At 59.4% G+C, this 22,527-nt stretch carries 19 protein-coding genes; 12 read left to right on the top strand and 7 right to left on the bottom strand.

Annotated features, from left to right (window positions below; genetic code table 11):
- The first annotated feature begins 5 nt into the window (after positions 1-5).
- On the top strand, positions 6-767 hold the full coding sequence (locus tag AABB31_RS17970) for a helix-turn-helix domain-containing protein (RefSeq protein ID WP_373635108.1): 762 nt from the start codon (positions 6-8) through the stop codon (positions 765-767).
- A 441-nt stretch (positions 768-1,208) separates the two neighbouring features.
- Here the strand turns inward: AABB31_RS17970 and AABB31_RS17965 are convergent, their stop codons facing one another.
- The gene (locus AABB31_RS17965) at positions 1,209-2,783 is read right to left on the bottom strand and encodes a gamma-glutamyltransferase family protein (protein ID WP_342076840.1); all 1,575 of its coding nucleotides are present in this window, start codon (positions 2,781-2,783) and stop codon (positions 1,209-1,211) included.
- A gap of 265 nt (positions 2,784-3,048) precedes the next feature.
- Between AABB31_RS17965 and AABB31_RS17960 the strand changes: the two genes are divergently transcribed.
- From AABB31_RS17960 to AABB31_RS17910, 11 genes are all read left to right on the top strand, one after another.
- Positions 3,049-4,206, top strand: a complete 1,158-nt coding sequence (locus AABB31_RS17960) for an acetyl-CoA C-acyltransferase (RefSeq protein WP_342076841.1) — start codon at positions 3,049-3,051, stop codon at positions 4,204-4,206.
- A gap of 79 nt (positions 4,207-4,285) precedes the next feature.
- Complete coding sequence (locus AABB31_RS17955; RefSeq protein ID WP_342076842.1) at positions 4,286-5,074, top strand: exodeoxyribonuclease III; 789 nt, start codon at positions 4,286-4,288, stop codon at positions 5,072-5,074.
- 33 nt (positions 5,075-5,107) lie between these two features.
- Complete coding sequence (locus AABB31_RS17950) at positions 5,108-6,133, top strand: alcohol dehydrogenase catalytic domain-containing protein (RefSeq protein ID WP_373635107.1); 1,026 nt, start codon at positions 5,108-5,110, stop codon at positions 6,131-6,133.
- A gap of 136 nt (positions 6,134-6,269) precedes the next feature.
- Positions 6,270-8,003 carry a vanadium-dependent haloperoxidase gene (locus AABB31_RS17945; protein WP_373635105.1) on the top strand — a complete coding sequence of 578 codons (1,734 nt, stop codon included), beginning with the start codon at positions 6,270-6,272 and terminating at the stop codon, positions 8,001-8,003.
- A 108-nt stretch (positions 8,004-8,111) separates the two neighbouring features.
- Positions 8,112-8,567 (top strand): ribosome silencing factor, encoded by a 456-nt coding sequence (gene rsfS / locus AABB31_RS17940; protein WP_373635104.1) that lies wholly within the window; start codon positions 8,112-8,114, stop codon positions 8,565-8,567.
- Positions 8,567-9,037 (top strand): 23S rRNA (pseudouridine(1915)-N(3))-methyltransferase RlmH, encoded by a 471-nt coding sequence (gene rlmH / locus AABB31_RS17935; RefSeq protein WP_342076845.1) that lies wholly within the window; start codon positions 8,567-8,569, stop codon positions 9,035-9,037. Before rsfS ends, rlmH begins: the two co-directional genes overlap by 1 nt.
- Positions 9,038-9,140: 103 nt before the next feature.
- Positions 9,141-10,652: a 2,3-bisphosphoglycerate-independent phosphoglycerate mutase gene (gene gpmI, locus AABB31_RS17930; protein ID WP_342076846.1), complete on the top strand. Its 1,512-nt coding sequence runs from the start codon at positions 9,141-9,143 to the stop codon at positions 10,650-10,652.
- The gene (locus tag AABB31_RS17925) at positions 10,649-11,719 is read left to right on the top strand and encodes a hypothetical protein (RefSeq protein WP_342076847.1); all 1,071 of its coding nucleotides are present in this window, start codon (positions 10,649-10,651) and stop codon (positions 11,717-11,719) included. The genes gpmI and AABB31_RS17925 overlap by 4 nt, the downstream gene beginning before the upstream one ends.
- A gap of 13 nt (positions 11,720-11,732) precedes the next feature.
- Entirely contained in the window at positions 11,733-13,079 is a 1,347-nt protein-coding gene (locus tag AABB31_RS17920; RefSeq protein ID WP_342076848.1) for a S41 family peptidase, read from the top strand.
- 134 nt (positions 13,080-13,213) lie between these two features.
- Positions 13,214-13,588 (top strand): response regulator, encoded by a 375-nt coding sequence (locus AABB31_RS17915; protein WP_342076849.1) that lies wholly within the window; start codon positions 13,214-13,216, stop codon positions 13,586-13,588.
- 10 nt (positions 13,589-13,598) lie between these two features.
- Positions 13,599-14,639, top strand: coding sequence for an HWE histidine kinase domain-containing protein (locus AABB31_RS17910; RefSeq protein WP_373635103.1), 1,041 nt, complete (start codon positions 13,599-13,601; stop codon positions 14,637-14,639).
- Between the two features lie 13 nt (positions 14,640-14,652).
- On the opposite strand, the gene AABB31_RS17905 is transcribed toward AABB31_RS17910, so the two are convergent.
- The 6 genes from AABB31_RS17905 to AABB31_RS17880 all read right to left on the bottom strand — a co-directional run bounded on the left by AABB31_RS17905 (position 14,653) and on the right by AABB31_RS17880 (position 22,435).
- Positions 14,653-17,103: an FAD-dependent oxidoreductase gene (locus tag AABB31_RS17905; protein WP_373635102.1), complete on the bottom strand. Its 2,451-nt coding sequence runs from the start codon at positions 17,101-17,103 to the stop codon at positions 14,653-14,655.
- A 90-nt stretch (positions 17,104-17,193) separates the two neighbouring features.
- A complete protein-coding gene (locus AABB31_RS17900) occupies positions 17,194-18,138 on the bottom strand; it encodes a helix-turn-helix domain-containing protein (protein WP_342076851.1) in 945 nt (314 codons plus the stop codon).
- 3 nt (positions 18,139-18,141) lie between these two features.
- Positions 18,142-19,014: a homocysteine S-methyltransferase family protein gene (locus AABB31_RS17895; RefSeq protein ID WP_342076852.1), complete on the bottom strand. Its 873-nt coding sequence runs from the start codon at positions 19,012-19,014 to the stop codon at positions 18,142-18,144.
- Positions 19,011-21,461 carry an FAD-dependent oxidoreductase gene (locus AABB31_RS17890; protein ID WP_373635100.1) on the bottom strand — a complete coding sequence of 817 codons (2,451 nt, stop codon included), beginning with the start codon at positions 21,459-21,461 and terminating at the stop codon, positions 19,011-19,013. Before AABB31_RS17890 ends, AABB31_RS17895 begins: the two co-directional genes overlap by 4 nt.
- 9 nt (positions 21,462-21,470) lie before the next feature.
- Positions 21,471-21,854 carry a GFA family protein gene (locus AABB31_RS17885; RefSeq protein ID WP_342076854.1) on the bottom strand — a complete coding sequence of 128 codons (384 nt, stop codon included), beginning with the start codon at positions 21,852-21,854 and terminating at the stop codon, positions 21,471-21,473.
- 11 nt (positions 21,855-21,865) lie between these two features.
- On the bottom strand, positions 21,866-22,435 hold the full coding sequence (locus AABB31_RS17880) for a helix-turn-helix domain-containing protein (RefSeq protein WP_373635099.1): 570 nt from the start codon (positions 22,433-22,435) through the stop codon (positions 21,866-21,868).
- Positions 22,436-22,527 lie beyond the last annotated feature (92 nt).

The following is a 22,527-nucleotide window of genomic DNA, read 5'->3' as shown; positions in this document are numbered from 1 at the left end:
CCAAAATGCAAAAAAACCCTGATGCGGCAGATGTGGCCCGCAACATGATCGTCGGCATTGCGCGGAACGGGGTCGGGCCGCGCCAAATCCCGATGCACAGTCACAAGCGTGGCCAGCTTGTGTTCACCGAACGCGGTTCGATCACATTTCAATCGCAGGACGGGATTTTTGTTGTCCCGTCCAACCGCGCCGTCTGGGTTCCGCCGAATTGCAAACATGGCGCATTCTTTCCGCGCCAATTCGCGTTCCGCGGCATTTTTTTCGCACCTGAGCTGTGCCGCGATCTGCCCGAGCGTTGCAGCGTGGTTCAGGTCGATCCGCTAACGCGCGCCCTGATCAACGAAGTGTCTGATATGGATTGGGAGTACGACGCAGACGGGCCGGACCACCGTTTATGTCTTGTCCTGATCGACAGAATTCGCGTGCTACCCGATGCCCCGCTCAGTTTGCCCGACGTACATGATCCGCAAATCCGACTTGTAACGGAACACCTGAAAGACGAGCCCGGCGATGAGAACGAAATCGCGCATTGGGCCGCAATGGCAGGTATGAGCGAGCGGTCATTTGCCCGCAAATTTCGGGCAGCCACACACATGAGCTTTGGCGAATGGCGCAAGCAGCTAAAGGTCGTCAAAGCAATAGAAGGTCTGGCCTTGGGCGACAGCGTCAGCACAATTGCTTATCGGCTGGGCTACAACACCCCAAGCAGTTTTTCGACAATGTTCATCAAGGCGACCGGTCTCAGCCCGAGCAATTATTTCGACTGATATTCAAAAGAACCGCCGAGACTTGATTGCCAGAGATGTGACTGAAATCTTTGCCAGCGCCTTGGGCGACGATCTGCCAATGTTTCACGGGGTCCAACCGAAACGGCGAAGGCGTTCGAGGCTTCATGGCACGCATGAGCCAGGCAAGTTGTTTGCACGGATCGGCGCACGAAGCTGTCACTGATGCAACCACGGCGAAATCATGGTTTGTCCGTGAACTGTAAATTCGGAAAGCTCCCTATGCTGCATCGGGAATGAATGGGCGGTTTCCCAGCCGCGTTGCAGCACCGAATACCGCGCTCCTGCAGCAAATTTTTGCGCTGGGTGCGCACGCAGCAGAAAATCACAATACCCCCCTTGGGCTCAAAGCTGACGTTGCCTGTGCCCAGAGTTATCTGCAATCACAAGCCGTCTTTCGACCACCTGCGCCAGTCTTGATCCTCAATACCCCACAGCACAGCCGTCTTTGCGCGGGTCGCTGCCAGCTTCGAGCACCCCGTCCTCGTGCAACAGAATGGCTTGCGCCCCGCCGATGGCAGTCGCGGGGGTCTGGACGGTGTGCCCAAGCGCGCTGAGCTCGGCCTTGACCGCGTCGCTGTACCCGTTTTCCACGTTCAACACATCCCCTTCGGCAAAGCAGCGCGGGGCGTTGATGGCGGCTTGCGGCGCAAGGCCGAAATCCGTGATGTTGCTCACAAACCGGGCATGGCCGGTTGATTGATACTGCCCGCCCATAACCCCAAAAGGCATATGTGCCTTGCCGTCCTTTTTCAGCATGGCCGGTATGATCGTATGCATCGGGCGTTTGCCCGGGCCGACCTCGTTCGGGTGTCCTTGTTCAAGCGTGAAACCCGCCCCGCGGTTCTGGAACAGCACGCCGAACTTGTCAGACGCGATCCCCGATCCAAAAGAATGAAAGACAGAATAGATCAGCGATACGCACATCCGGTCCTTGTCGACAACAGTGATATAGATTGTGTCCTTGTGCACGGCCTCGGCCCCCGGCACAGCCCCCGGCATCGCCTTTTTCGGGTCAATCAAGCCGGCCAGCTGCGCGGCTGTTTCAGGCGCCGTCATATGGTCAAGCCGCGTCATGTGATCTGGATCAGCTACAAAGCGATTGCGGGCGTCATAGGCGAGCTTTGTCGCCTCGGCCTCGATATGCGCCCGGGCGGCGCCCCACGGGTCCATGCCCGCAATGTCGAAATGCTTGAGAACATTCAAAAGCAGGATCGCCGTGGCCCCCTGCCCGTTTGGCGGATGCTCGTACAGATCAAGACCGCCATAGCTGCCCAGCACCGGGTCGGTATACTCACATTGGGTATTGGCAAAATCGTCAAGCGTATGGGTCCCCCCCAGCGCCCGCAGGCTGTTCACCATATCTTCGGCTATTTCGCCTTCGTAAAATGCATCGCGGCCATCCATGCCGATACGCCGCAGAATCTCGGCCTGTTTTGGGGCGCGGAACATCTGCCCGGGCCGAGGTGCGACACCATCCAGCAAATAGAGATCGCGCGCGACGCCGGACAGGTTACCAACCGCCTGCGCCCAGTCGAATGCGACCCGCTCATGCACCGGAACGCCGGCCTCGGCATAGTGGATTGCCGGGGCAAGGACCGCCTTCAGCCCCAGTTTGCCCCAATCCCTGGACAGACGGCAAAAGGCATCAACCGCGCCGGGGATGCTGACCGCGTCAGCGGAGTATGGCGCGATCACATCACCCTTGGCCCGCAGACTGGCCGCCTCAATCCCCGCAGGCGCGCGGCCTGATCCGTTCAGGGCCACCACGCGGTCCTCACCGGGTGGGGTCATGATCACAAAGCAATCACCGCCGATGCCTGTCATCTGCGGTTCGCATATTCCCAAAAGAACTGCGCCCGCGATGGCCGCATCCATGGCATTGCCGCCAGCCTCGAGCATCTGCACGCCGACCTTCGCGGCCAACGGGTGCGAGGTCGCGCAGATCCCATTGCTGGCATAGACAGCCGACCTGCCAGGTTTGTGAAAATCCCGCATGATGCTCTTCCCCATTTTCGGACCGGGTTGAACCTAGGCCAAATGGGTCTGCTTGCAATCACATTCTTGGGGGGAGGAGTTTGGTCCCGACGCTGCTTACATGGGTGGGGGCTATGAACAAACAGCGTCGGGGTCAGCCAAACTGGCTATGTCACATGATTTGCCAACCGATCAGGGCGCAAGCATGATCGCATTGTGGCAGTTTGAGGGCTTTTCCTTTTTTGCAGGTCCGCGTAGTTTCCGCGCGTAGCGAATGGGGGACGATATGAGACAGGTTGTTATTTCAGGCGCGGCGCGCACACCGATGGGCGGATTTCAGGGTGCCTTTGCAGATGTTGACGCACCAACCCTTGGCGGCACCGCGATGAAGGCCGCGATGGCAGGCGCCGGTATAGACACCGTTGACGAGGTTCTGATGGGCTGCGTGCTGCCCGCCGGGCTGGGCCAGGCGCCGGCAAGACAGGCCGGGTTTCTGGCCGGGCTTGGCGAGGACGTCCCTGCGACGACCCTGAACAAGATGTGCGGTTCCGGCATGAAAACGGCGATGATGGCGTTTGACCAGATCGCCCTTGGCGACACCGATGTGATGATCGCGGGTGGCATGGAAAGCATGACCAATGCCCCCTATCTCAGCCCGAAAATGCGCGCTGGTGCCCGTATCGGCCATCAGGTCATTCAGGACAGCATGTTTCTGGATGGCCTTGAAGATGCCTATGACAAGGGCCGCCTGATGGGCACCTTCGCCGAGGATTGCGCCGAGACATTTCAGTTCACCCGACAGGATCAGGACGACTACGCGCTGAAATCCCTGTCAAACGCATTAGCCGCACAAGGCGATGGCGGCTTTGCCACCGAGATCGCGCCAGTCACCCTGCGCAGCCGCAAGGGCGAGGTTGTGATTGCCGAAGATGAACAACCCGGCAAGGCCCGCCCCGAAAAGATCCCCACGCTCAAGCCCGCCTTTCGCGATGGTGGCACCGTGACGGCGGCAAATTCCTCGAGCATCTCGGACGGGGCTGCTGCATTGGTGCTTGCCGATGACACGGCAACCAATATCCGCGCGCGCATCCTGGGCCATGCCAGCCACGCACAGGCGCCCGGCTGGTTTACCACGGCCCCTGTTCCGGCCGCACAAAAGCTGCTTGCGAAAATCGGCTGGTCCGCGGACGATGTCGATCTGTGGGAGGTCAACGAGGCCTTCGCCGTCGTGCCGATGGCCTTTATGCGCGAAATGGGCATTGCCCGCGACATCGTGAATGTGAACGGTGGTGCCTGTGCATTGGGACACCCGATTGGTGCCTCTGGCACGCGGATTATCGTGACCTTGCTGCACGCGCTCGAGGCGCGCGGGCTGAAACGCGGGGTGGCCGCGATCTGCATTGGCGGCGGCGAAGGGACGGCAATCGCCATCGAACGCCCCTGACCCAAACGCCTGATCACAAGGCAGTGCACTGGTCACCGCGCCCGCGCAACCAAGACGTTATATAAGAAAGAGAGACGCGATGCCATTTACCCTTGCCACCTGGAACATCAACTCTGTCCGGCTGCGCGAACCCATCGTGGCACAGCTGATGCGTGACGAGGCACCCGATGTATTGTGCCTGCAGGAATGCAAAAGCCCCGTCGACAAAATCCCGCTCGCGCAGTTCGAGGCGCTCGGCTACACGCATATGGTCGCGCGCGGTCAAAAGGGTTACAACGGCGTCGCGATTTTCTCAAAAATCCCGATGGTCGAGGCCGGTGCCGAAGACTATGCCGGGCTTGGCCACGCCCGCCACATCGCGGCCCGTCTGGATAATGGTGTGACGATCCACAACCATTATGTTCCCGCCGGTGGCGACGTCGCCGACCGTGCCGTGAACGAAAAATTCGGCCAGAAACTTGATTACCTCACCGACATGCGGGACGCCTTTCATGCCAGCAAACCGCAGAAATCCATCCTTGTGGGCGACCTGAATATCGCACCCGGCGAAGATGATGTCTGGAGCCACAAGCAGCTGTTGAAGGTCGTCAGCCACACGCCGATTGAGGTCGATCACCTCAATGATGTCATGGCGGCCGGCGATTGGTCAGACGTCACCCGTGCCGATATTCCAGATGGCAAGCTTTACAGCTGGTGGTCCTATCGCGCCAAGGATTGGGATGCTGCTGACAAGGGGCGCCGGCTGGATCACATCTGGGCCAGCCCGGATATCAAGAACGCGGCCCATTCATCACGGGTTCTGCGCGCCGCGCGCGGCTGGGAAAAGCCCAGCGACCATGCCCCGGTATTTGCAAGTTTCGATCTTTGATACCCACACAGAACTGAACCAAAGGAGCGGTCTGTGACCCTGCCCCACACAATGACCGCCCTTGTGCAAACAGCGGATGGCTATGTCGATACTGCTACCGGCCCACATGTGACCGATCTTGCGCCCTATCTGGAACATCGCGACCTGCCTGTTCCGCAACCGGGGCCCGGGCAAGCCCTGATCAAGGTGCATCTTGCGGCGATCAATCCGTCCGATATCCATTTCATAAAGGGCGAATATGGCCAGCCGCGGATCAAGGGGGCACCTGCCGGGTTCGAAGCGGTTGGCGAGGTGGTTGCGGGTGACACGCCACTGCTGGGGCAGCGGGTCAGTTTCTATGCAACAGGTTCTGGCACATGGTCGGAATACGCGCTGACGGATGCCGCGACCCTCGTCCCCTGCCGTCCCGATCTGGCCGAGATTGACGCCGCCGGGTTGATCGTCAATCCGCTGACGGCCATGGCGATGTTCGGCATTGTCACGAAATCAGAAACAAAAAGCATGGTGCTGACCGCTGCCGGGTCACAACTCTGCAAGCTTTTGATCGCACTCGGGCGGGATAACGGCGTCCAGCCCATCGGCGTCATCCGTCGAGCGGCGCAAGCCGCAGAGTTGCGCGCGCTTGGTGCAGCCGACGTGATCGTCGCCGCCGACGCCCTGCCGCTGGATCAGGTCCAAGCCGTCATGCGTGACCTCAAGCCAACCATCCTGTTGGACGCTGTTGGCGATCAGATCACGGCCGATTTGTTCTTTGCGATGCCCAAAAACGCCCGCTGGATCAGCTATGGCAAGCTGTCCGCACAATCGCCCAAGCTGGACAAAATGGGGCAGTTGATCTTTCAGAACAAATCCATCGAAGGGTTTTGGCTGACCCAATGGATGCGGCAGGTGGGCAAAGGTGAAATCGCCAAGGCATTTGCTGAAATTCAGGCGCGCTATGTAGACGGTCGCTGGACAACCGATGTGGCAGGAATTGTGCCATTGTCGGCGGCAATGACCGACCTTCCCCCTCTGTTGGCGCAGCCAGATGGCAAGGCGTTTATCGACCCTCGCCAGTAGGCAAATCGCCCTTTTCGGCGCTGATTGGCCGAAGTCAGTGTTTCCATACTTGAGACAATCATCGGAACCCAAGATGCTTGTTCCGTCCCAATTATTTCGGGACGACGTCTATTTTGAAAAAACGATTGGAAACCAAATGACTGAGGAACGCACCATTCGGGCGCGTCAGGTTCGCCGTGACGCCGCCCATCTCGCCCATCATCGGACACATCCAGACCATCAGGCCAACGGCGATGAGCAACGCTTTGCGCTGGCCCACTATCCGATGAGCTTTACCAAGGGCCTCGACCATTCGACCGAAACGGGACTGGTCGATGACAAGGCCGATTTCGAGGCCTTCCGCCAGGCCATTGATGCCGGCGAAATGCATGCCTTTACCACTGGCGTGCCCGTCCCCAAGGACCAACCGCGCCGATTGTGGGAAGCCCCCACAGCGGGCCTGGCCTATGATCTGCAGGGGCCGGATTGTCAGGCCGTGACGATGCCGCCTGCCCCGGCCCTGTGCTCGGACGAGCTGGCATTTGAAATGGCAGAAGTCTACGAGCTGGCGCTCGTTCGCGATGTCCCACTTAGCGATTTCAATGAAACGGGTACAGCTGCATTGAATGCATCCGTGGCGCGACTGAACGGGCTTGATTACGCGACGGGCAAGTTTCAGGGCCGACCGCGCAAGACCGATGCGGCGGGCCAACTGACCGGTCAGACGATCTTTCGCGGCTCTGCCCCGGGGGTCGAAAACGGCCCCTATCTGTCGCAATTCATGGTGATGGGCAGTCGTGATCAGGCCGGCAACCACGCCGAGATTGATGGCTATATCAACTACGGCGCGCTGGCGATTGATCAGCGGGTCCTGACGGCCACACCCGGCAAGGATTATATGCAGGATTGGGCATCATGGCACAGCGTCCAGCAAGGGCATGACGTCAATAATGGCGGCCCGGGTCAGGAGCTTGGCGCCCGCCGGTTCATCTGCACCCCCCGTGATCTGGCGACCTATGTGCATTATGACGCGCTGTATCAGGCCTATCTGAATGCCTGTCTGCTGCTGTTGGGGATGGGCGCGCCGTTTGATCCGGCCTTTGCCAATCTGTCGGGCATGCGCGGCTATTATGACGCGGCCACCGACACGAAACTGGCGCCGAATGCGGGGGGCTTTGCCCTTTATGGCGGCCCGCATATTCTGACCCTCGTCACAGAGGTCGCAACCCGCGCGCTCAAGGCCGTGCGCTATCAGAAGTTCAACAATCACCTGCGACTGCGCCCCGAGGCCCTTGCCGCACGTGTCGAAAAGGCCGCGATCATCGACGAAAAGCACCCCAGCACGTGCGGCGCATTCGGCAAGCTGCGCCATCAGATCTGCGGCACGGTCGAAGCGATCAAGGCGTTTAACGGCGATACGGCACTTTTGCCGATGGCCTTTGCCGAAGGCTCGCCCATGCATCCGACCTATGGTGCAGGTCATGCCACCGTCGCCGGGGCCTGTGTGACAATGCTCAAGGCGTTTTTCGATACCAGCGCAGTGCTCGCACATGACATGACCGGCAAGGTCGCGTTCAGAACCGCCCTGACAGGCACCACACCTGCGCATTTCGAGGTGATCGAGAAAGGTGAAAACCTCAAATGCATCGCCACCGAAAATGGCTGCCCCCTGACATTGGAAGGTGAGTTGAACAAGCTTGCCGCCAATATCTCGATCGGGCGGAACATGGCGGGCGTGCATTACTTCTCGGACTATTACGACAGTCTGCGGATGGGCGAGCAGATTGCCCTGGGCATTCTGGAGGAACAGGCCCTGTGCTATCCGACAGATGAATTTGTGATGTCGGTGCCAACCTTTGATGGCGCAGTTGTCCGGATCGGTCAGCGATAGTCCCCAAGATGTTGCGCGGCGGCCCGACCGCCGCGCATCCACGATCATTGTGACGCATATTGACCAGCCATTGTTGAAAATGATGCAGACTGTTGCTAGGTTTGACCCATGCCCGGCGTCGGGGCCATGTCGACGTGTTTTAAGGAGGACAATGAACTGTCTCTTTCCGCATCGGCTGATACATCAGCCAATAACGGCGCCCCGCAGATGAGCGCCAAGACGACCGCGACCAGCGAACTTCTTCTGGCGGCTGTCCTGAAATCTCTTGATGATGACAAAGGCGAAGACGTTGTGCAGATCAATCTGCGCGGCAAGTCCGAGATTGGGGACTATATGGTTATCGCCTCCGGGCGCTCGACCCGGCAGGTCACAGCCATGGCCGAGAAACTGACCGACCGGCTTAAGCAGGAATTCGGTGTGATCTCGAAGGTCGAGGGCAAAAGTGCCGGTGACTGGGTCCTGATTGATACTGGCGACGTCATCGTTCACATTTTCCGCCCCGAAGTGCGCGAATTCTACCAGCTCGAGAAAATGTGGCAGCCGGGATCGGCCACAGCTGGTTAATGCGTGTCCATATCTGCGCGGTGGGGCGGTTACGCAAAGGCCCCGCGCGCGACCTGTATGATGACTATCTGACCCGGTTTGACCGGACCGGCCGTGCGCTGGCCCTTGGCCCGTCCAAACTGCACGAGGTCGAAGACAAAAAAGGCGGCGGCATGGCGGCAGAGGCGGCGCTGCTCGACCGCGCAATCCCCAACAGCGCCCTGATCTGTACCCTTGATGAACGCGGCAAGGTGATGTCCTCGCCCGACTTTGCACGGCTTTTGGCCAAATGGCGCGATAACGGGCGCACTGACCTGGCCTTTGTGATTGGCGGGGCGGATGGCATTGACGCTGCCCTCCGCGCCCGCGCGGATGCATCCCTGAGTTTCGGGGCAATGGTCTGGCCGCATATGCTGGTACGGGTGATGCTGTCGGAACAGCTTTATCGTGCTGCAAGCATTCTGTCGGGCGGTCCGTACCATCGGGCCTGATCCTGACCCCGATTCCCCGCTTTTTCGCCGAAATGACGGCCTGCTTGTTTCTTCTATGGGCATGTTGCGTTAAATCAGCCGCAAGTCTTTAAAGGAGTATCCTATGCCCGTCCCAAAACCTGTCGTTCTGTGCATTCTGGATGGTTGGGGCGCGCGGGACGCCACGGACGGGAACGCCCCGAAATTGGCGCAGACACCCAACTTTGACCGGATCATGCAAGGCCCACACGCGCAACTGCTGACCCATGGCCGCGATGCGGGTCTGCCCACCGGCCAGATGGGGAATTCAGAGGTTGGTCATACAAATATCGGCGCAGGCCGCGTTGTGGCTATGGATCTGGGACAAATTGAGCTTGCTATCGAAGATGGCAGCTTTGCCAAAGCCGATGCATTGCAGGCATTTGCCGCAAAGCTGCGGCAAAGCGGTGGGGCTGCGCATCTGATGAGCGTGGTGTCCGATGGCGGGGTGCACGGCCATTGGGAACATTGCGTTGCAGCCGCGCACGCCCTTGTCGACGCCGGTGTGCCGGTTGTTGTGCATGCCATCACCGATGGCCGGGATGTCGCGCCATCATCCGCGCCGACCTACCTGCAAAAACTGCAAGATGCCCTGCCCCGCAACACCACAATCGCGACGGTGATCGGCCGCTATTACGCGATGGATCGTGATAATCGCTGGGACCGGGTGCAGACGGCATTTGCGGCCATGGTTGATGGTCAGGGTGACAGGGCAGACACGGCCGCATCCGCCATTCAAACGGCCCATGACGCGGGCAAAACGGATGAGTTCATTCCTGCAACGGTCATCGGGGATTATGCCGGGATCGCCCCGGAAGATGGTTTTTTCTGCCTGAACTTCCGCTCTGACCGCGCCCGCGAAATCCTTGCGGCACTTGCCGATCCGGATTTTGACGGGTTTGAGCGCAAACAACCTGCCTTGGCGGCCCGGCTGGGCATGGTCACCTATTCCGACCGTCATGATGCGTGGTTCGACACCGTTTTCCCCAAACGCGATATCCAGAACACTTTGGGGGCCTGGGTCGCGAAAAAGGGTCTGCGCCAATTCCGGTTGGCAGAAACCGAAAAATATCCGCATGTGACCTTCTTTTTTAATGGCGGCATCGAAACCCCGGCGGATGGCGAAGACAGGTACATGCCCAAATCGCCGAATGTCGCCACCTATGATCTGCAGCCAGAGATGTCTGCGCCCGAGGTCACGGCGCGTTTCGTCCAGGCAATCGGTGAGGGGTATGACCTGATTATCACCAACTATGCCAACCCCGATATGGTGGGGCATACCGGCGACCTGAATGCCGCTATCAAAGCCTGCGAGGCGGTGGACCAAGGTCTGGGCCAAGTTCTCGAGGCGCTGCAAGCGGCGGGTGGGGCCATGGTCGTCACCGCGGATCACGGCAATTGCGAAGTCATGATTGATCCCGAAACAGGCGGTGCGCATACCGCGCATACCACCAATCCGGTGCCTGTGGCGCTTGTCGGCGGTCCGACAAACGCCACCCTGCGTGACGGCCGTCTTGCGGATCTCGCCCCGACATTGCTGGACCTGATGGGTCTTGATCTGCCGCCCGAGATGACAGGACGCAGCCTGATCAAATGAGACTGGCCGCGTTCCTTATCTGTCTGGCAATGCCGCTGGCCGCGCAAACGCCCGAAGAAACAGCGGCTGCCCGGCTGGAGGCGGCAAACGCACAATTGCAAGCCGCGCAAACCTCGGGCGAGCGGGTGGCCGCATTGACCGAAACCGTTCGCGCCTACGAGGAAGGCCTGGCCGCCATGCGTGACGGCTTGCGCCAGATCGCAGCCCGTGAAGCCGCACTGAAAGCAACATTTGACGCAACCCAGGACGAGCTGGGTGAACTGCTGGGCGCGTTGCAATCGGTTGCCCGCACGCCCGCACCGGTGATCAACGCACATCCGCAAGGGGTTGTGGCAGCAGCACGTGCGGCGGGCGTGTTGGCCGATCTGACACCGGCCCTGCAAACCCGCGCCAACGCATTGCGCACCCAGATCGACGAAATTGGCGCGCTCCGGACGTCGCGCGAGGAAACGACGGCCAGGTTGCAGGCCGGGTTAATCGGGGCGCAGGACGCCCGAAGCGCCCTGGGTCTGGCGATTTCAGAACGGCGTGACTTGCCCGCCCGCTTTGACGAAGACCCGGTCCAGACGGCCATTTTGCTGGCCAGCACCGCGACATTGGCCGCATTCACAGATGCGCTGACAGCGCAGCTTCCGACGGCAGAGGCCGCACTGGAACCGGCGGGCGATCTGCCATTGCCGGTGCGGGGCTACGCGTTGCCTGACGATGGCTCTGGCCGGCCTGGCGTGCGTATTGCGGGGCCTGCAAACGGGCTTGTCACCACGCCCGTCCCGGCCACCTTGCTGTTTCAGGGGCCGTTACTGGACTATGGCACTGTCATCATTCTGGAACCGGCGGCTGATCTGTTGTTCATCTTTGCGGGTCTGGAACAGACCTTTGGTACGGTCGGCCAGATTATTCCGGCAGGCAGCCCGGTCGGCATGCTTGGCGGCGCAGCGCCCGCTGATGACGCCGAATTGAGCGAAAATTATGCAATTGAGACGGGTCAATCCACGCAAAGCCTTTATCTTGAGGTCAGACAAGGGCAAAGTCCCGTGAACCCTGACGCTTGGTTTGCGCTTGAGTAGAGTAGGAATTGGAATGAAAAAGTTGATGATAGCCGCAACCGGCGGTGCTGTTCTGGGGCTGCTGGCCACAAGCCAGATTGCTGGCCCCTTACTCGCGCAGGAAGCAGCCGATAACGGCAATGTCTACGAACAGCTGGATCTTTTTGGCGACATTTTCGAACGGATCCGGGCCGGCTATGTGGAAGACGTCAATGACAAGGAACTGATCGAGGCGGCCATCAACGGCATGCTGACATCGCTTGATCCGCATTCCAGCTATCTGTCCGCAGATGATGCCGCGCGCATGCGGGTCCAGACCTCGGGCGAATTTGGTGGCCTGGGGATCGAAGTGACGCAGGAAGAAGGCTTTGTCAAAGTGGTCTCGCCCATGGATGGGACCCCGGCAGAGGCTGCCGGCGTGATCGCGGGGGACTTCATCACCGCCGTTGATGGCGAAAGCGTTCTTGGGCTGACCCTGAATGATGCGGTCGAGATGATGCGCGGCCCGGTTGGGTCCGAGATCATCATTACCATCGTGCGTGATGGCGAAACCGAACCATTTGACGTCTCGATCATTCGCGACACAATCAAACTGACAGCCGTGCGCAGCCGGACCGAAGGGAACGCAGTCGTCTTGCGGGTCACCACATTCAACGATCAGACATTCCCCAACCTGCGCGAGGGGATGGAACAGCAAATCGAAGATGCAGGCGGGATCGACAATATCGACGGGATCGTCCTTGACTTGCGCAACAATCCGGGCGGATTGCTGAACCAGGCGATCTATGTGTCAGATGCCTTTTTGGACGCGGGCGAGATCGTCTCGACCCGCGGCCGCGATCCTGAAGATGGCGAACGGTTCAACGCCGAACCGGGCGACCTTGCCGAGGGCAAACCGATTGTCGTGCTGATCAATGGCGGTTCGGCCTCGGCCTCGGAAATTGTGGCAGGCGCGCTGCAGGATCATCGCCGGGCAATCGTCGTTGGCACAAAATCCTTTGGCAAGGGCTCTGTCCAGACTGTTGTGCCGCTGCGGGGCGAAGGCGCGATGCGCTTGACCACCGCGCGCTACTACACCCCGTCCGGTCGATCCATTCAGGCCTTGGGCATTTCACCCGATATCATCGTTGAACAGCCCGTCCCCCGCGTTGACGAGGAAGGCGATGACAGCGATCAGCCGCGCCAGCGCTCTGAAGCGGATTTGCGCGGGTCGTTGGACAATGACAGCCTGACAGAAGACGAAATTCTGCAAATCGAAGAAGACCGCGCCCGGGCAGAAGCGGCCGCGCAACTGCGCGAGGATGACTACCAGCTCGCCTATGCCATTGATATCCTGAAAGGATTGAACGCGCTCGGCCCCACAGCACTCGCCGCCGAATAGCCAAAGACTACGGGCTGCAGCCTGTCCGGCCGCAGTCCAAAATCCGCACCAAATAAAACAACCATAAGTTGCATTGCTCTTGTGGATGTGATAGAGTGGCGTCGCAGCCTGCAACGGGCGCGAAAGGGTTTCCTGTGTCACACTCGCTAAAAGGCCTCGACGTCTTCCTCGTGGAAGATGATTTTCTGATTCTTCTCGATATGAAATTCATACTCGAGGATGCCGGCGCATCCGTGATAAGTGCCGCGACATTGGCGCAGGCGGATACGCTGAGCACCGGTTCGTTTGATGCGGCGGTGCTGGATATCCGGCTGCCTGACGGCGATGCCTATGCGCTGGCCGCACGGCTGAAGGCGCAGAATACACCGCTGATTTTTCACACAGGCAACGCCAATCAGGCGCGTCTGCGGCAAGAATTTCCCGAGGCGGTGACATTATCCAAACCGATTTCCGAAGCGCATCTGCTTGCTGCGGTCAAGCAGCAATCCTCTGCACCCGTGCAGAGTTAGAGGTCCCTACATGTCGAATGTTTCGCGCTTTCCCCCGATGCAAACGCGGGCAGAGCACAATCTGATGCAGCATCCGCCACGGCCGGACCCATCCGCGCCTTTGCGGGCCGCGATGGCGCTGGACGCGGGCGGCATGGCCAGCTGGTCGCTGGATCTGCAACCCGGCACGATCATGGGCGATCCGCTTGCCGGGTATCTGCTTGGGCAGGCCGGCCGGCCGCAGCCATGGTCCTTGCGCAAGGTTCTGGCCCGGTTGCATCGCGAGGATCTGGGCAAGATCGGCATCCTGTCGACCCGGTTGCGCAGCGGTGAAGATAGCGCGCAGATCATGCTACGCCATCTGGATCGGGGCCGCCAGCATTGGCTGGGTATCCGCGGCAAGGTGATCAGCCGATCCCCCGACGGCACCCTGAAACGGGTGGTCGGGGTGATTTGGGATGCGGCAATGCCACAGGATTTGCTGCACCAGCAAGACAAGATGACCGCCGAACTGGATCACCAGGTCAAGAACGCCTTTGCGGTCATGCGGGCCCTCGTCAATATCGAACGACGGTCAGCCCAAAGTGTCGAAGAATTTGCTGCACTGCTGAACGGGCAAATCACCGCCATGGCAAACGCGCACGCGCTGTCATCGCTCGCCGCCGAGCATACGGCGATTTCGGGCGCGCTGGTGGGTGTGCCGGACATTGTTGAGGCCGCATTGGGTGACTGGCTTTACCCTGACCAGGGCGCATTGCCGGTCGCGAACCTTAACATTGAGACCGCCCCCCGCATGCTCCCCGCCAAGGTGTCTGCGTTCATGCTGTTTCTGGGCGACCTCGTCAGCGATGTGCGGCGATCAGCACCCCCCGAGGCGGCGCAAATCACCGCGACAATATCGGCCGCCGATGAAGCGCACGCGGTGCTGACATGGCAAAATGAACTGACCGAAAACGAATATAAGCCAAGCCCCCTGGCCCGACATTGTTTGCGCATGCTGGGCGCCGAGCTGCGTCTGCGCACGACATCGGACCCCGCATGCATCGACGTCATACTGCCGATTGACGGCTAAGGTGCGGCCCGGCCTATGCCTTTGCGCGCTCACCTTTCGGATCATAGAACGGCTTAAGTTGCGCCTCGGCCCGGACGCGTGCGCCCATCACGTCGATTTCATAGGTGCTGGCCAACATGTCGGCAGGTTTTTCGCCCGGTTCCGCGCAGGGCACATAGCCCATGCCAACCGCCGCACCAAGATGGTGACCATAGCCACCCGATGACAGGTAGCCGACAACCTCACCATCCCGTAAAACCGGTTCGTTATGGTACAAGAGCGGTTCCCAATCCGTCAGTTTGAATTGCACCAGACGGCGGGACAGGCCTTCCTCGCGCTTGCGCAGCACCGCGTCGCGCCCGACGAAATCAGCTTTGTCGGTCTTGACCGCAAAACCAAGGCCTGCTTCGAGCACGTGATCCTCTGATGTGATGTCGTGGCCAAAGTGGCGGAACCCTTTTTCCATCCGGCAGGTATCCATCATATGCATCCCGCACAGGCGCAGGCCAAAGTCGAACCCCGCCTTCGCAATGGTCTCAAAAACATGGCCGCACATATCGGTGGGGATATAGACCTCCCACCCCAATTCGCCCACATAGGTCACACGGTGAACGCGCGCCATGCCCATTCCGATTTCAATCGTTTGCGCGGTGCCAAACGGGTTTACGTCGTTCGAGAAATCATTGGGCGACACGGCTTGCAGCAACTCGCGCGACCGTGGCCCCATGATCGCAAGGATCCCTTCGCCGGTTGTGACATCGGTGATCACAACGCTGAAATCACCCTTGTTGCGGCGCATCCATGTAAAGTCGGCCACCCGCGATGCCGCAGGTGTCACAACCAGATAGCAATCCTGCTCGATCCGGGTGACGGTCACATCCGCCTCGATCCCGGCGGACCTGTTCAGGAATTGCGTATAAACGATCTTCCCCACGGGAACGTCGTAATTGCCCCCGCCAATGTAATTCATGAAGGCCATGGCATCCGGCCCTTCGACCCGGAATTTGCCAAAGGATGACATGTCATACATGCCCACATTCTGGCGGACCGACATATGCTCTTCGCGGACATTGTTGAAAAAGTTCTGACGCGACCAGCTATATTCGTACTTTGCTTCCTGTGCCTCGCGGGCGAACCAGTTGGCCCGTTCCCAACCGGCGAATTCGCCCATCACAGCGCCGCGTTCCAGCAGATGTTCATGGAAGGGCGACCGACCAATGCCGCGCGCGGTTTCCTTTTGACGAAACGGGAAGTGATCGGCGTAAAGCAGGCCCAGCGATTCCTTTGCCCGTTCAAACAGGTAGGTTCGGTTGCCTTGGAAGGGCTGCATTCGGGAAATATCAACATCCCCCAGATCAAACGGCTTTTCGCCCGTATCCATCCACTGCGACAGGGCCATGCCCGCCCCGCCAGCAGATTGAATACCGATGGAGTTAAAGCCCGCCGCGACCCAGACATTATCCATCTCGGGCGCAAGCCCCAGATGATAGGCGTCGTCAGGCGTAAAGCTTTCGGGACCGTTGAAGAATGTATGGATTCCAGCCTCGGCCAGCATTGGCAGACGTTCGACAGCCTGTTCGAGGATGGGTTCGAAATGGTCGAAATCCTCGGGCAATTGGTCGAATTCAAAATCCTTTGGAATCCCGTCCATGGCCCAGGGTTTTGCGTTGGGTTCAAAGGCACCCAATAGGATTTTGCCTGCGTCTTCCTTGTAATAGGCGCATTCATCCGGCACCCGCAACACAGGCAGTTGCTGCAAGCCCGGGATGTTTTCAGTGACGATATAGAAGTGTTCGCAAGCATGCAGCGGGACGTTGACACCCAACATCTTGCCAAGCTGATGGCCCCACATGCCCCCGCAGTTGACGACCATCTCGCAGGCGATATGCCCGGTCTCGGCCCCTTGTTCCCAATCAACGCCGGTGATCCGGCGCCCATCGCGTTTCACGCCCGTAACGAGGGTACGTTCAATCACCTGCGCGCCGTTCTGGCGGGCGCCTTTGGCCAATGCCAGCGCGATATTGGCGGGATCACCCTGACCATCCAGCGGCAGATACACACCGGCCTTCACGCCGTCGATATTCAGATGCTCATAACGCTGCTTCACCTCGGTCGGCGAAATCTCTTCAACCGCGACACCAAAGGCGCGGGCCATGCCGGCCTGGCGAAAAATCTCTTCGCGGCGCTCATCGGTCAGCGCAACGGTGATCGAACCGCAACGTTTGAAACCGGTGGCCACTTCGGTCTCGGCTTCCAGATTGCCGTAGAGCTCTTGCGAATATTTCGCGAGCTTGGTCATGTTCGCCGTCGCCCGCAATTGCGCAATCAGCCCTGCCGCATGCCAGGTTGTCCCCGATGTAAGCTGCTTGCGCTCTAGCAGGACAACGTCTTTCCATCCCAGTTTTGTCAGATGGTATGCCACCGAACATCCGATCACACCGCCGCCGATAATGACAACACGCGCGGAAGAAGGGGGGAGAGCCATTATGCGATTCCTTTGATCTTGAACTTGCGTCACAATTGCCATGGCACCGAAAATCGTCTGTATGAAAAACGCCATTTTTGGCGCATCTTACTACTTCTGTCGACCTTTCTTGCGGGCGGTGCTGGGGGTCATGCCGAACATGTCTTTGTAGATCGCGGTGAAACCGCTGGGAAACCCGCATGCCAGCCCGATCTCGTTGATGCGCATGTCTGTATTCAGCAAAAGGTTGTTGGCCTTGTTCAACCGTAGCTCTCGATAGTACCCGTTTGGCGTGGCGCGCAGGACCGCGTTGAACTTGCGTTCAAGTGACCGTTTCGAAAGGCGGGTTTCGCTGGCGATCTGGCTGATCGAAAGCGGAAATTCGATATGTGCCTGCATCAGTTCAATCGCCGCATCCAGCCCCTGATCGCCCGTCGCCAAGGCCGCCCGCCCGGCAAAGGGCTGCAAGGTGTTGTAGTGCCGGATGCGTTCATGCAGCAGGATGTCCGCCACCGTCATCATCGCAGCTGACGACATGTGCTGGCTGGCAAGTGACAAGGCCACATCAACCGTCGCCCCCATACCGGCACAGGTAATGACAGACCCTGCATCCACGACAAGCGCGGATTTTGTGTCAAACAACCCCAGTCGTTCCAAAAGCACGGCCCGGTTTTCCCAATGGGTGGTATGCTTGGCCCCCGCATCCCGTTTATCGGCGATATAGCGGCTGGCCGCCTCGGACAGCAGGATGACCCGCGCCTGCCGGTTCGTATAGTTGGCAAGAGTTGCCCCCAGCGATAGTGCCGGGCAATCCGCGTCAGCATTGCCAAGGACAAAAAGATAGTCGGCATCAGGGCGCGCGGGCAGTGCTGTGGTCTGGATGATGGCGTCGCTGCTGCCCGTCACATTGCCGCCCGCAACGGACCTGTAGTGCCACCGGAACACCGGCCGTCGACTGATCCTGTTGGACAGGCGCAACACATCAACCACACCGGCCAATTCCGTCAGGATGAACCCGTCGGCCAGTGCAATGTCAAAATGGACCTCGGTTGCCATGACCTAGACAATCCGGTGTCCAGCCGCCCTGATCGCGTCTGCAAGCGTCGCAATATGGCGTGGGCCGACCTCGCAACAGCCACCAACAATCGTCGCCCCCTTGTCGATCCAGCCCATCGCATGTCTGGCATATGCGTCCGGGCCAAGGTCACGGCGGGCTGACAGGCTGTCGACGGTTGGCTTGTCCTGCAGAAAGTCATTTGTGATCTGCTCAAACCCATTGGCATACCCCCCAAAGGGCAGGCGTTGCGTCGCGAACACGTCCATGGCCCCATGCAACGCCTCGGGGGCTGAACAATTGGCCAGCAAGGCCTTCGCGGACGTCGTCACGGGTAAAACATCCGCCAGTGGTTCACCCGACCGCAGCCGGCTGCCATCCTGATCATCCACCGTCATGGCCAGCCAGACGGGTTTGCCAATGGTCTGCGCGCCTTCCAATACCGCGCGGGCATGGGCGACGGACGCAACAGTTTCGCAAATGATCAGATCAATGCCCGGCGATAGCAAACGCGCGATTTCTGCATAAAGGCGAACAGCCGTATCATGATCGGGATGCAAATCCGGACGGTATGATGCGGCCAAGGGGCCAATCGCCCCGGCAATGCGTCCGTCACCGGCGGCCTCGGCCACGGCAGCCTGATGCAACGCAGCAAAGCGATCCTCTAGCCCGGTGCCCGCCAACCGGTCGCGGTGAATGGCATAGGTATTCGTCGTATGCACTGTGGCACCAGCGGCGCGATAATCAGCATGCACCGCGGCGACCAGGCCGGGGTGGTCGATCATCACCTGGGTCGACCAAAGCGGGGTCGGGTTGTCACCAGCGCGATGGACCAGTTCCTGCCCCATCCCCCCGTCAAGTAAAGTGATATCCGTCATGCACGGATACGTTCATTCTCAGGATCCCACAGGGGCTGATCTTCGTGGATGGTGGCCGCGTATCTTTCGCCATAGATCTCGATCTCGACCTTGCCGCCGACGATATTGACGTCCGACCGCACCATGCCCAGCGCGACGGATTTGTTGATCCGGAACCCCCAATCGCCCGACGTGGTTTCGCCAACCACCTCGCCATTTGCCCAGATGGGCGACATATAGGGCGCGTCTGCCGGCCCCGGATTGTCGAGCGTCATGGTCGCAAAGCCTTTCTTGCGCCCCTGCTGTTGTTCACTCAGCAACGCGGCCTTGCCGGGGAAATCCTGTGGTTTGTTGAACCGGATGAACCGTTCCATCCCGCCTTCCAGCAGGGTGTAATCTGTTGAAAGATCGCCCTTCCATGTCCGGTAGCCCTTTTCGATCCGCATGGCGTTCAGGGCGAACATGCCAAACGGCTTGGCGCCTGCGTCGCGTATGGCGGTATAAACGGCAGCGGCATCATCAAAGGACGTATGCACTTCCCACCCCAGTTCGCCGCCGAAATTGATGCGGAACAGTTTGGCCGGTTTGCCTGCAACAGTCGCATCCTGAATGGTCAGCCAGCCGGTGGACAAATCGCCATCCGAAATCTGCGCCATCAGGTCGCGCGACTTTGCGCCGGACACGAGGGCCGTTGACCAGTCTTTGGTGATGTCGGTCATCGTCAGGCCTGGGGCCAAGCGATCACGCAGAAACTCAAAATCGTGCCATTGCGCCACGGCAGCGGTCATCAGCCAAAAGTCATCCTCGCCCCAGCGAATGATTGTGACCTCGGTGACGATCCGGCCACGGCTGTCGGTGAAGTAGCCCAGGTTCATGCGGCCCGCCTTGGGCAGCGCACCCGCAATCTGGCCACGCAGCCATTCGGCGGCACCTTCCCCGGTCAGTGTGTAGCGCGAGAAACCGGGCATATCGAGAACGGCAACATCATTGGTCGCCGCCTCAACTTCACGAGCAACACCCGCTTTCCAAGGGCCCTCACGCTCCCAGGTTTCGGTCGCCTCAACAGATGTGTCTTCGCCGTCGTGGGCAAACCAGTTCGCCCGTTCCCAGCCGTTGTATGCGCCCATCTGGCCGCCATCCGCGATCAGACGGTCATGGTTCGGCGACAGTTTCTTGTTCCGCCCGGCGGGCCACATCTTGTGCGGGAAATGCATGCCGTATTCATGGCCATAGGTTTCCAGCGCTTTGGCGTGGCAGAAATCGAAATCGGCATAGTCGGTGTAACGGCGTGGATCGACGGCCCACATGTCAATCTCGGTCTCGCCATGGATCAGCCATTCGGCCATGACCTTGCCTGCACCACCGCCCTGCACGATGCCAAAGGTGAATGAATGCGCCTCAAACGCGTTTTTGACGCCGGGCATCGGGCCGATCATGGGCAAGCCATCGGGGGCATAGGGAATGGGGCCATTGATGTTGCGGCCAACACCAGCGGTGCCAAGCGCTGGGACGCGTTCCATCGCGTCCTCAATATACCATTCCAACCGCTCAAGATCGTCAGGATACAGTTGAAAGCTGAAATCATGCGGCATCGGATCATCCTTGGTCACCCAATGCGCCTTGCAGTTCCGCTCGTAAGGGCCAAGGTTCAAGCCGTTCTTGTCCTGCCGTAAGTAATACGAGCTGTCGACGTCCCGGATCATCGGGGTCTTCTTGCCGTTTTCCTTGGTCCAGGCTTTGATCTCGTCAATCTCCTCGGTCAGGAAATACTGGTGGGACATGACCGTCAGCGGCACATCGCGACCACCATAGGGCTTGAACCACTCACCGACCCGGGCGGCGTAATATCCAGCTGCATTGACGAGCTTTTCGCAGGTGATGTCGCCCTTTTCAGTATGGACAATCCAATCACCGCTGTCTTTCTGCGTCACGCCCGTCGCCGGGCAGAACCGTTCGATCCGGGCGCCCAGATCACGGGCGCCCTTGGCCAGCGCCTGGGTCAGCTGGGCGGGGTCAATGTCACCATCCAGCGGGTCCCACAGAACCGCAGACAGATCATGGGTTTCCACAAATGGGTTGTAGTTCTTCATGTCTTCGATGCCGATCATCTCAAGCGGCAGTCCCATGGCCTGCGCCTGACCGCAGACGCGCTGGAATTCTTGGGCGCGTTCCTTGGTGTGGCCCAGGCGCAGCGCACCGGTGACGTGATAGTTCATCGGATAATCAACATCATCAGCCAGCGTGCGATACATATCCAGCGAATAGCGCTGCATGTTCATGACCGCCCAGTTGGGGGCAAAGTTCGGGCAGTTACCGGCCGCGTGCCAGGTAGATCCAGCGGTCAACTCGTTCTTTTCAAGCAGAACACAGTCGGTCCAGCCAGCCTTGGCCAGATGATAAAGGGTCGAGACACCGACAACACCGCCACCGATGATGACCACGCGGGCCGTTTTTGGAAAATCTGACATGGTCGCTCCCTAATATTTCTCGATATGCGGCGCATCGTCCGCGATTTCGTAATATGTGCCCTTGTCGGCACAAAAGATGTGTTTACCCGGTTTCAGGTCGTTTGGGCTGTCGATGCAACCCGCGGCAATCCCGATGCCGGTTTCGTCATTCATGCGGTAAAACAGGCTGGACCCACAGGTGCCGCAGAATCCGCGCTTGGCCCAATCCGATGAGGTATACCAGCGCAGGCCCCTGTCCTGCGTGAATGTCAGCTGATCGAACGGCGCGTTGGTCGCGGCCCATTGATGCCCACTGGTCCGGCGACATTGGCTGCAATGGCAAAACGTCACGGTCTGGCGCAGTCCGGTGACCTCAAACGCCACATCCCCACATTCACAGCGTCCGGTTGCCATCACATGCCCCATCAGTAAACCGGCGGCGAGATCACCCAGATCATCTCGCAGGGTTCGTCATAAGAGTTGGCCCAGCGGAAGGTTTCCCCCCGCAGGCGGAAACTGTCGCCCGGACCAAGCCGAAACAACCGGCCTTCGATCCACAGATCGAAATGGCCTTTGATCAGATACGCAATCTCTGTTGTGTCGCGGCACAGCGCCTCGGGGCTGACTGCGCCCGGGGCAAAGGTCGAATGCAGCACCTCGTAATCATCCGTCAGATCCGGCGAGAGCAGCGATTCCACAAGGCCGGGGGCCCGTGACCCAATGGGGCGGCGGGCATTTTTGCGCACGATCAGACCCTCTTCGCCCGCGACCGCGCCAGTATGCGCTAGGCTGGACACCGAGACGTCAAGCGCGTCCGCCAGCGCGCGCAGATCCGCAATTGTCGGCACGGAAATGTCGCGTTCAACCTGGCTCATCCATCCAACAGAACGGTCAAGGCGGCTTGCCAGTTCTGCCAATGTCATGTGCCGCGCCTTGCGCAACGACCGCAAATCAGCCCCAAGCGAGTTTCGGTTTATGGGTCTGATTTCTGACATGGGTCATCTCATGAAATTTTTACCTAAAATTTCATACGCCCAATTCATCGAAATGGGAAATGATTTTTCATCCGCAATCAAGATAAATGCCG

The organism is Yoonia sp. SS1-5, from assembly GCF_038443705.2.
Lineage (GTDB): Bacteria > Pseudomonadota > Alphaproteobacteria > Rhodobacterales > Rhodobacteraceae > Yoonia > Yoonia rhodophyticola.
Note: the sequence above shows the minus strand (reverse complement) of the source record. Positions and strands in the feature narration are given on the sequence as shown.

Excerpts from the sequence above, each read along its gene's own strand:
- AABB31_RS17970 (WP_373635108.1), top strand. The coding sequence starts at position 6 with ATGCAAAAAAACCCTGATGCGGCAGATGTGGCCCGCAACATGATCGTC.
- AABB31_RS17965 (WP_342076840.1), bottom strand. The coding sequence starts at position 2,783 with ATGCGGGATTTTCACAAACCTGGCAGGTCGGCTGTCTATGCCAGCAAT.
- AABB31_RS17960 (WP_342076841.1), top strand. The coding sequence starts at position 3,049 with ATGAGACAGGTTGTTATTTCAGGCGCGGCGCGCACACCGATGGGCGGA.
- AABB31_RS17955 (WP_342076842.1), top strand. The coding sequence starts at position 4,286 with ATGCCATTTACCCTTGCCACCTGGAACATCAACTCTGTCCGGCTGCGC.
- AABB31_RS17945 (WP_373635105.1), top strand. The coding sequence starts at position 6,270 with ATGACTGAGGAACGCACCATTCGGGCGCGTCAGGTTCGCCGTGACGCC.
- rsfS (WP_373635104.1), top strand. The coding sequence starts at position 8,112 with ATGCCCGGCGTCGGGGCCATGTCGACGTGTTTTAAGGAGGACAATGAA.
- rlmH (WP_342076845.1), top strand. The coding sequence starts at position 8,567 with ATGCGTGTCCATATCTGCGCGGTGGGGCGGTTACGCAAAGGCCCCGCG.
- gpmI (WP_342076846.1), top strand. The coding sequence starts at position 9,141 with ATGCCCGTCCCAAAACCTGTCGTTCTGTGCATTCTGGATGGTTGGGGC.
- AABB31_RS17925 (WP_342076847.1), top strand. The coding sequence starts at position 10,649 with ATGAGACTGGCCGCGTTCCTTATCTGTCTGGCAATGCCGCTGGCCGCG.
- AABB31_RS17920 (WP_342076848.1), top strand. The coding sequence starts at position 11,733 with ATGAAAAAGTTGATGATAGCCGCAACCGGCGGTGCTGTTCTGGGGCTG.
- AABB31_RS17910 (WP_373635103.1), top strand. The coding sequence starts at position 13,599 with ATGTCGAATGTTTCGCGCTTTCCCCCGATGCAAACGCGGGCAGAGCAC.
- AABB31_RS17905 (WP_373635102.1), bottom strand. The coding sequence starts at position 17,103 with ATGGCTCTCCCCCCTTCTTCCGCGCGTGTTGTCATTATCGGCGGCGGT.
- AABB31_RS17900 (WP_342076851.1), bottom strand. The coding sequence starts at position 18,138 with ATGGCAACCGAGGTCCATTTTGACATTGCACTGGCCGACGGGTTCATC.
- AABB31_RS17895 (WP_342076852.1), bottom strand. The coding sequence starts at position 19,014 with ATGACGGATATCACTTTACTTGACGGGGGGATGGGGCAGGAACTGGTC.
- AABB31_RS17890 (WP_373635100.1), bottom strand. The coding sequence starts at position 21,461 with ATGTCAGATTTTCCAAAAACGGCCCGCGTGGTCATCATCGGTGGCGGT.
- AABB31_RS17885 (WP_342076854.1), bottom strand. The coding sequence starts at position 21,854 with ATGGCAACCGGACGCTGTGAATGTGGGGATGTGGCGTTTGAGGTCACC.
- AABB31_RS17880 (WP_373635099.1), bottom strand. The coding sequence starts at position 22,435 with ATGTCAGAAATCAGACCCATAAACCGAAACTCGCTTGGGGCTGATTTG.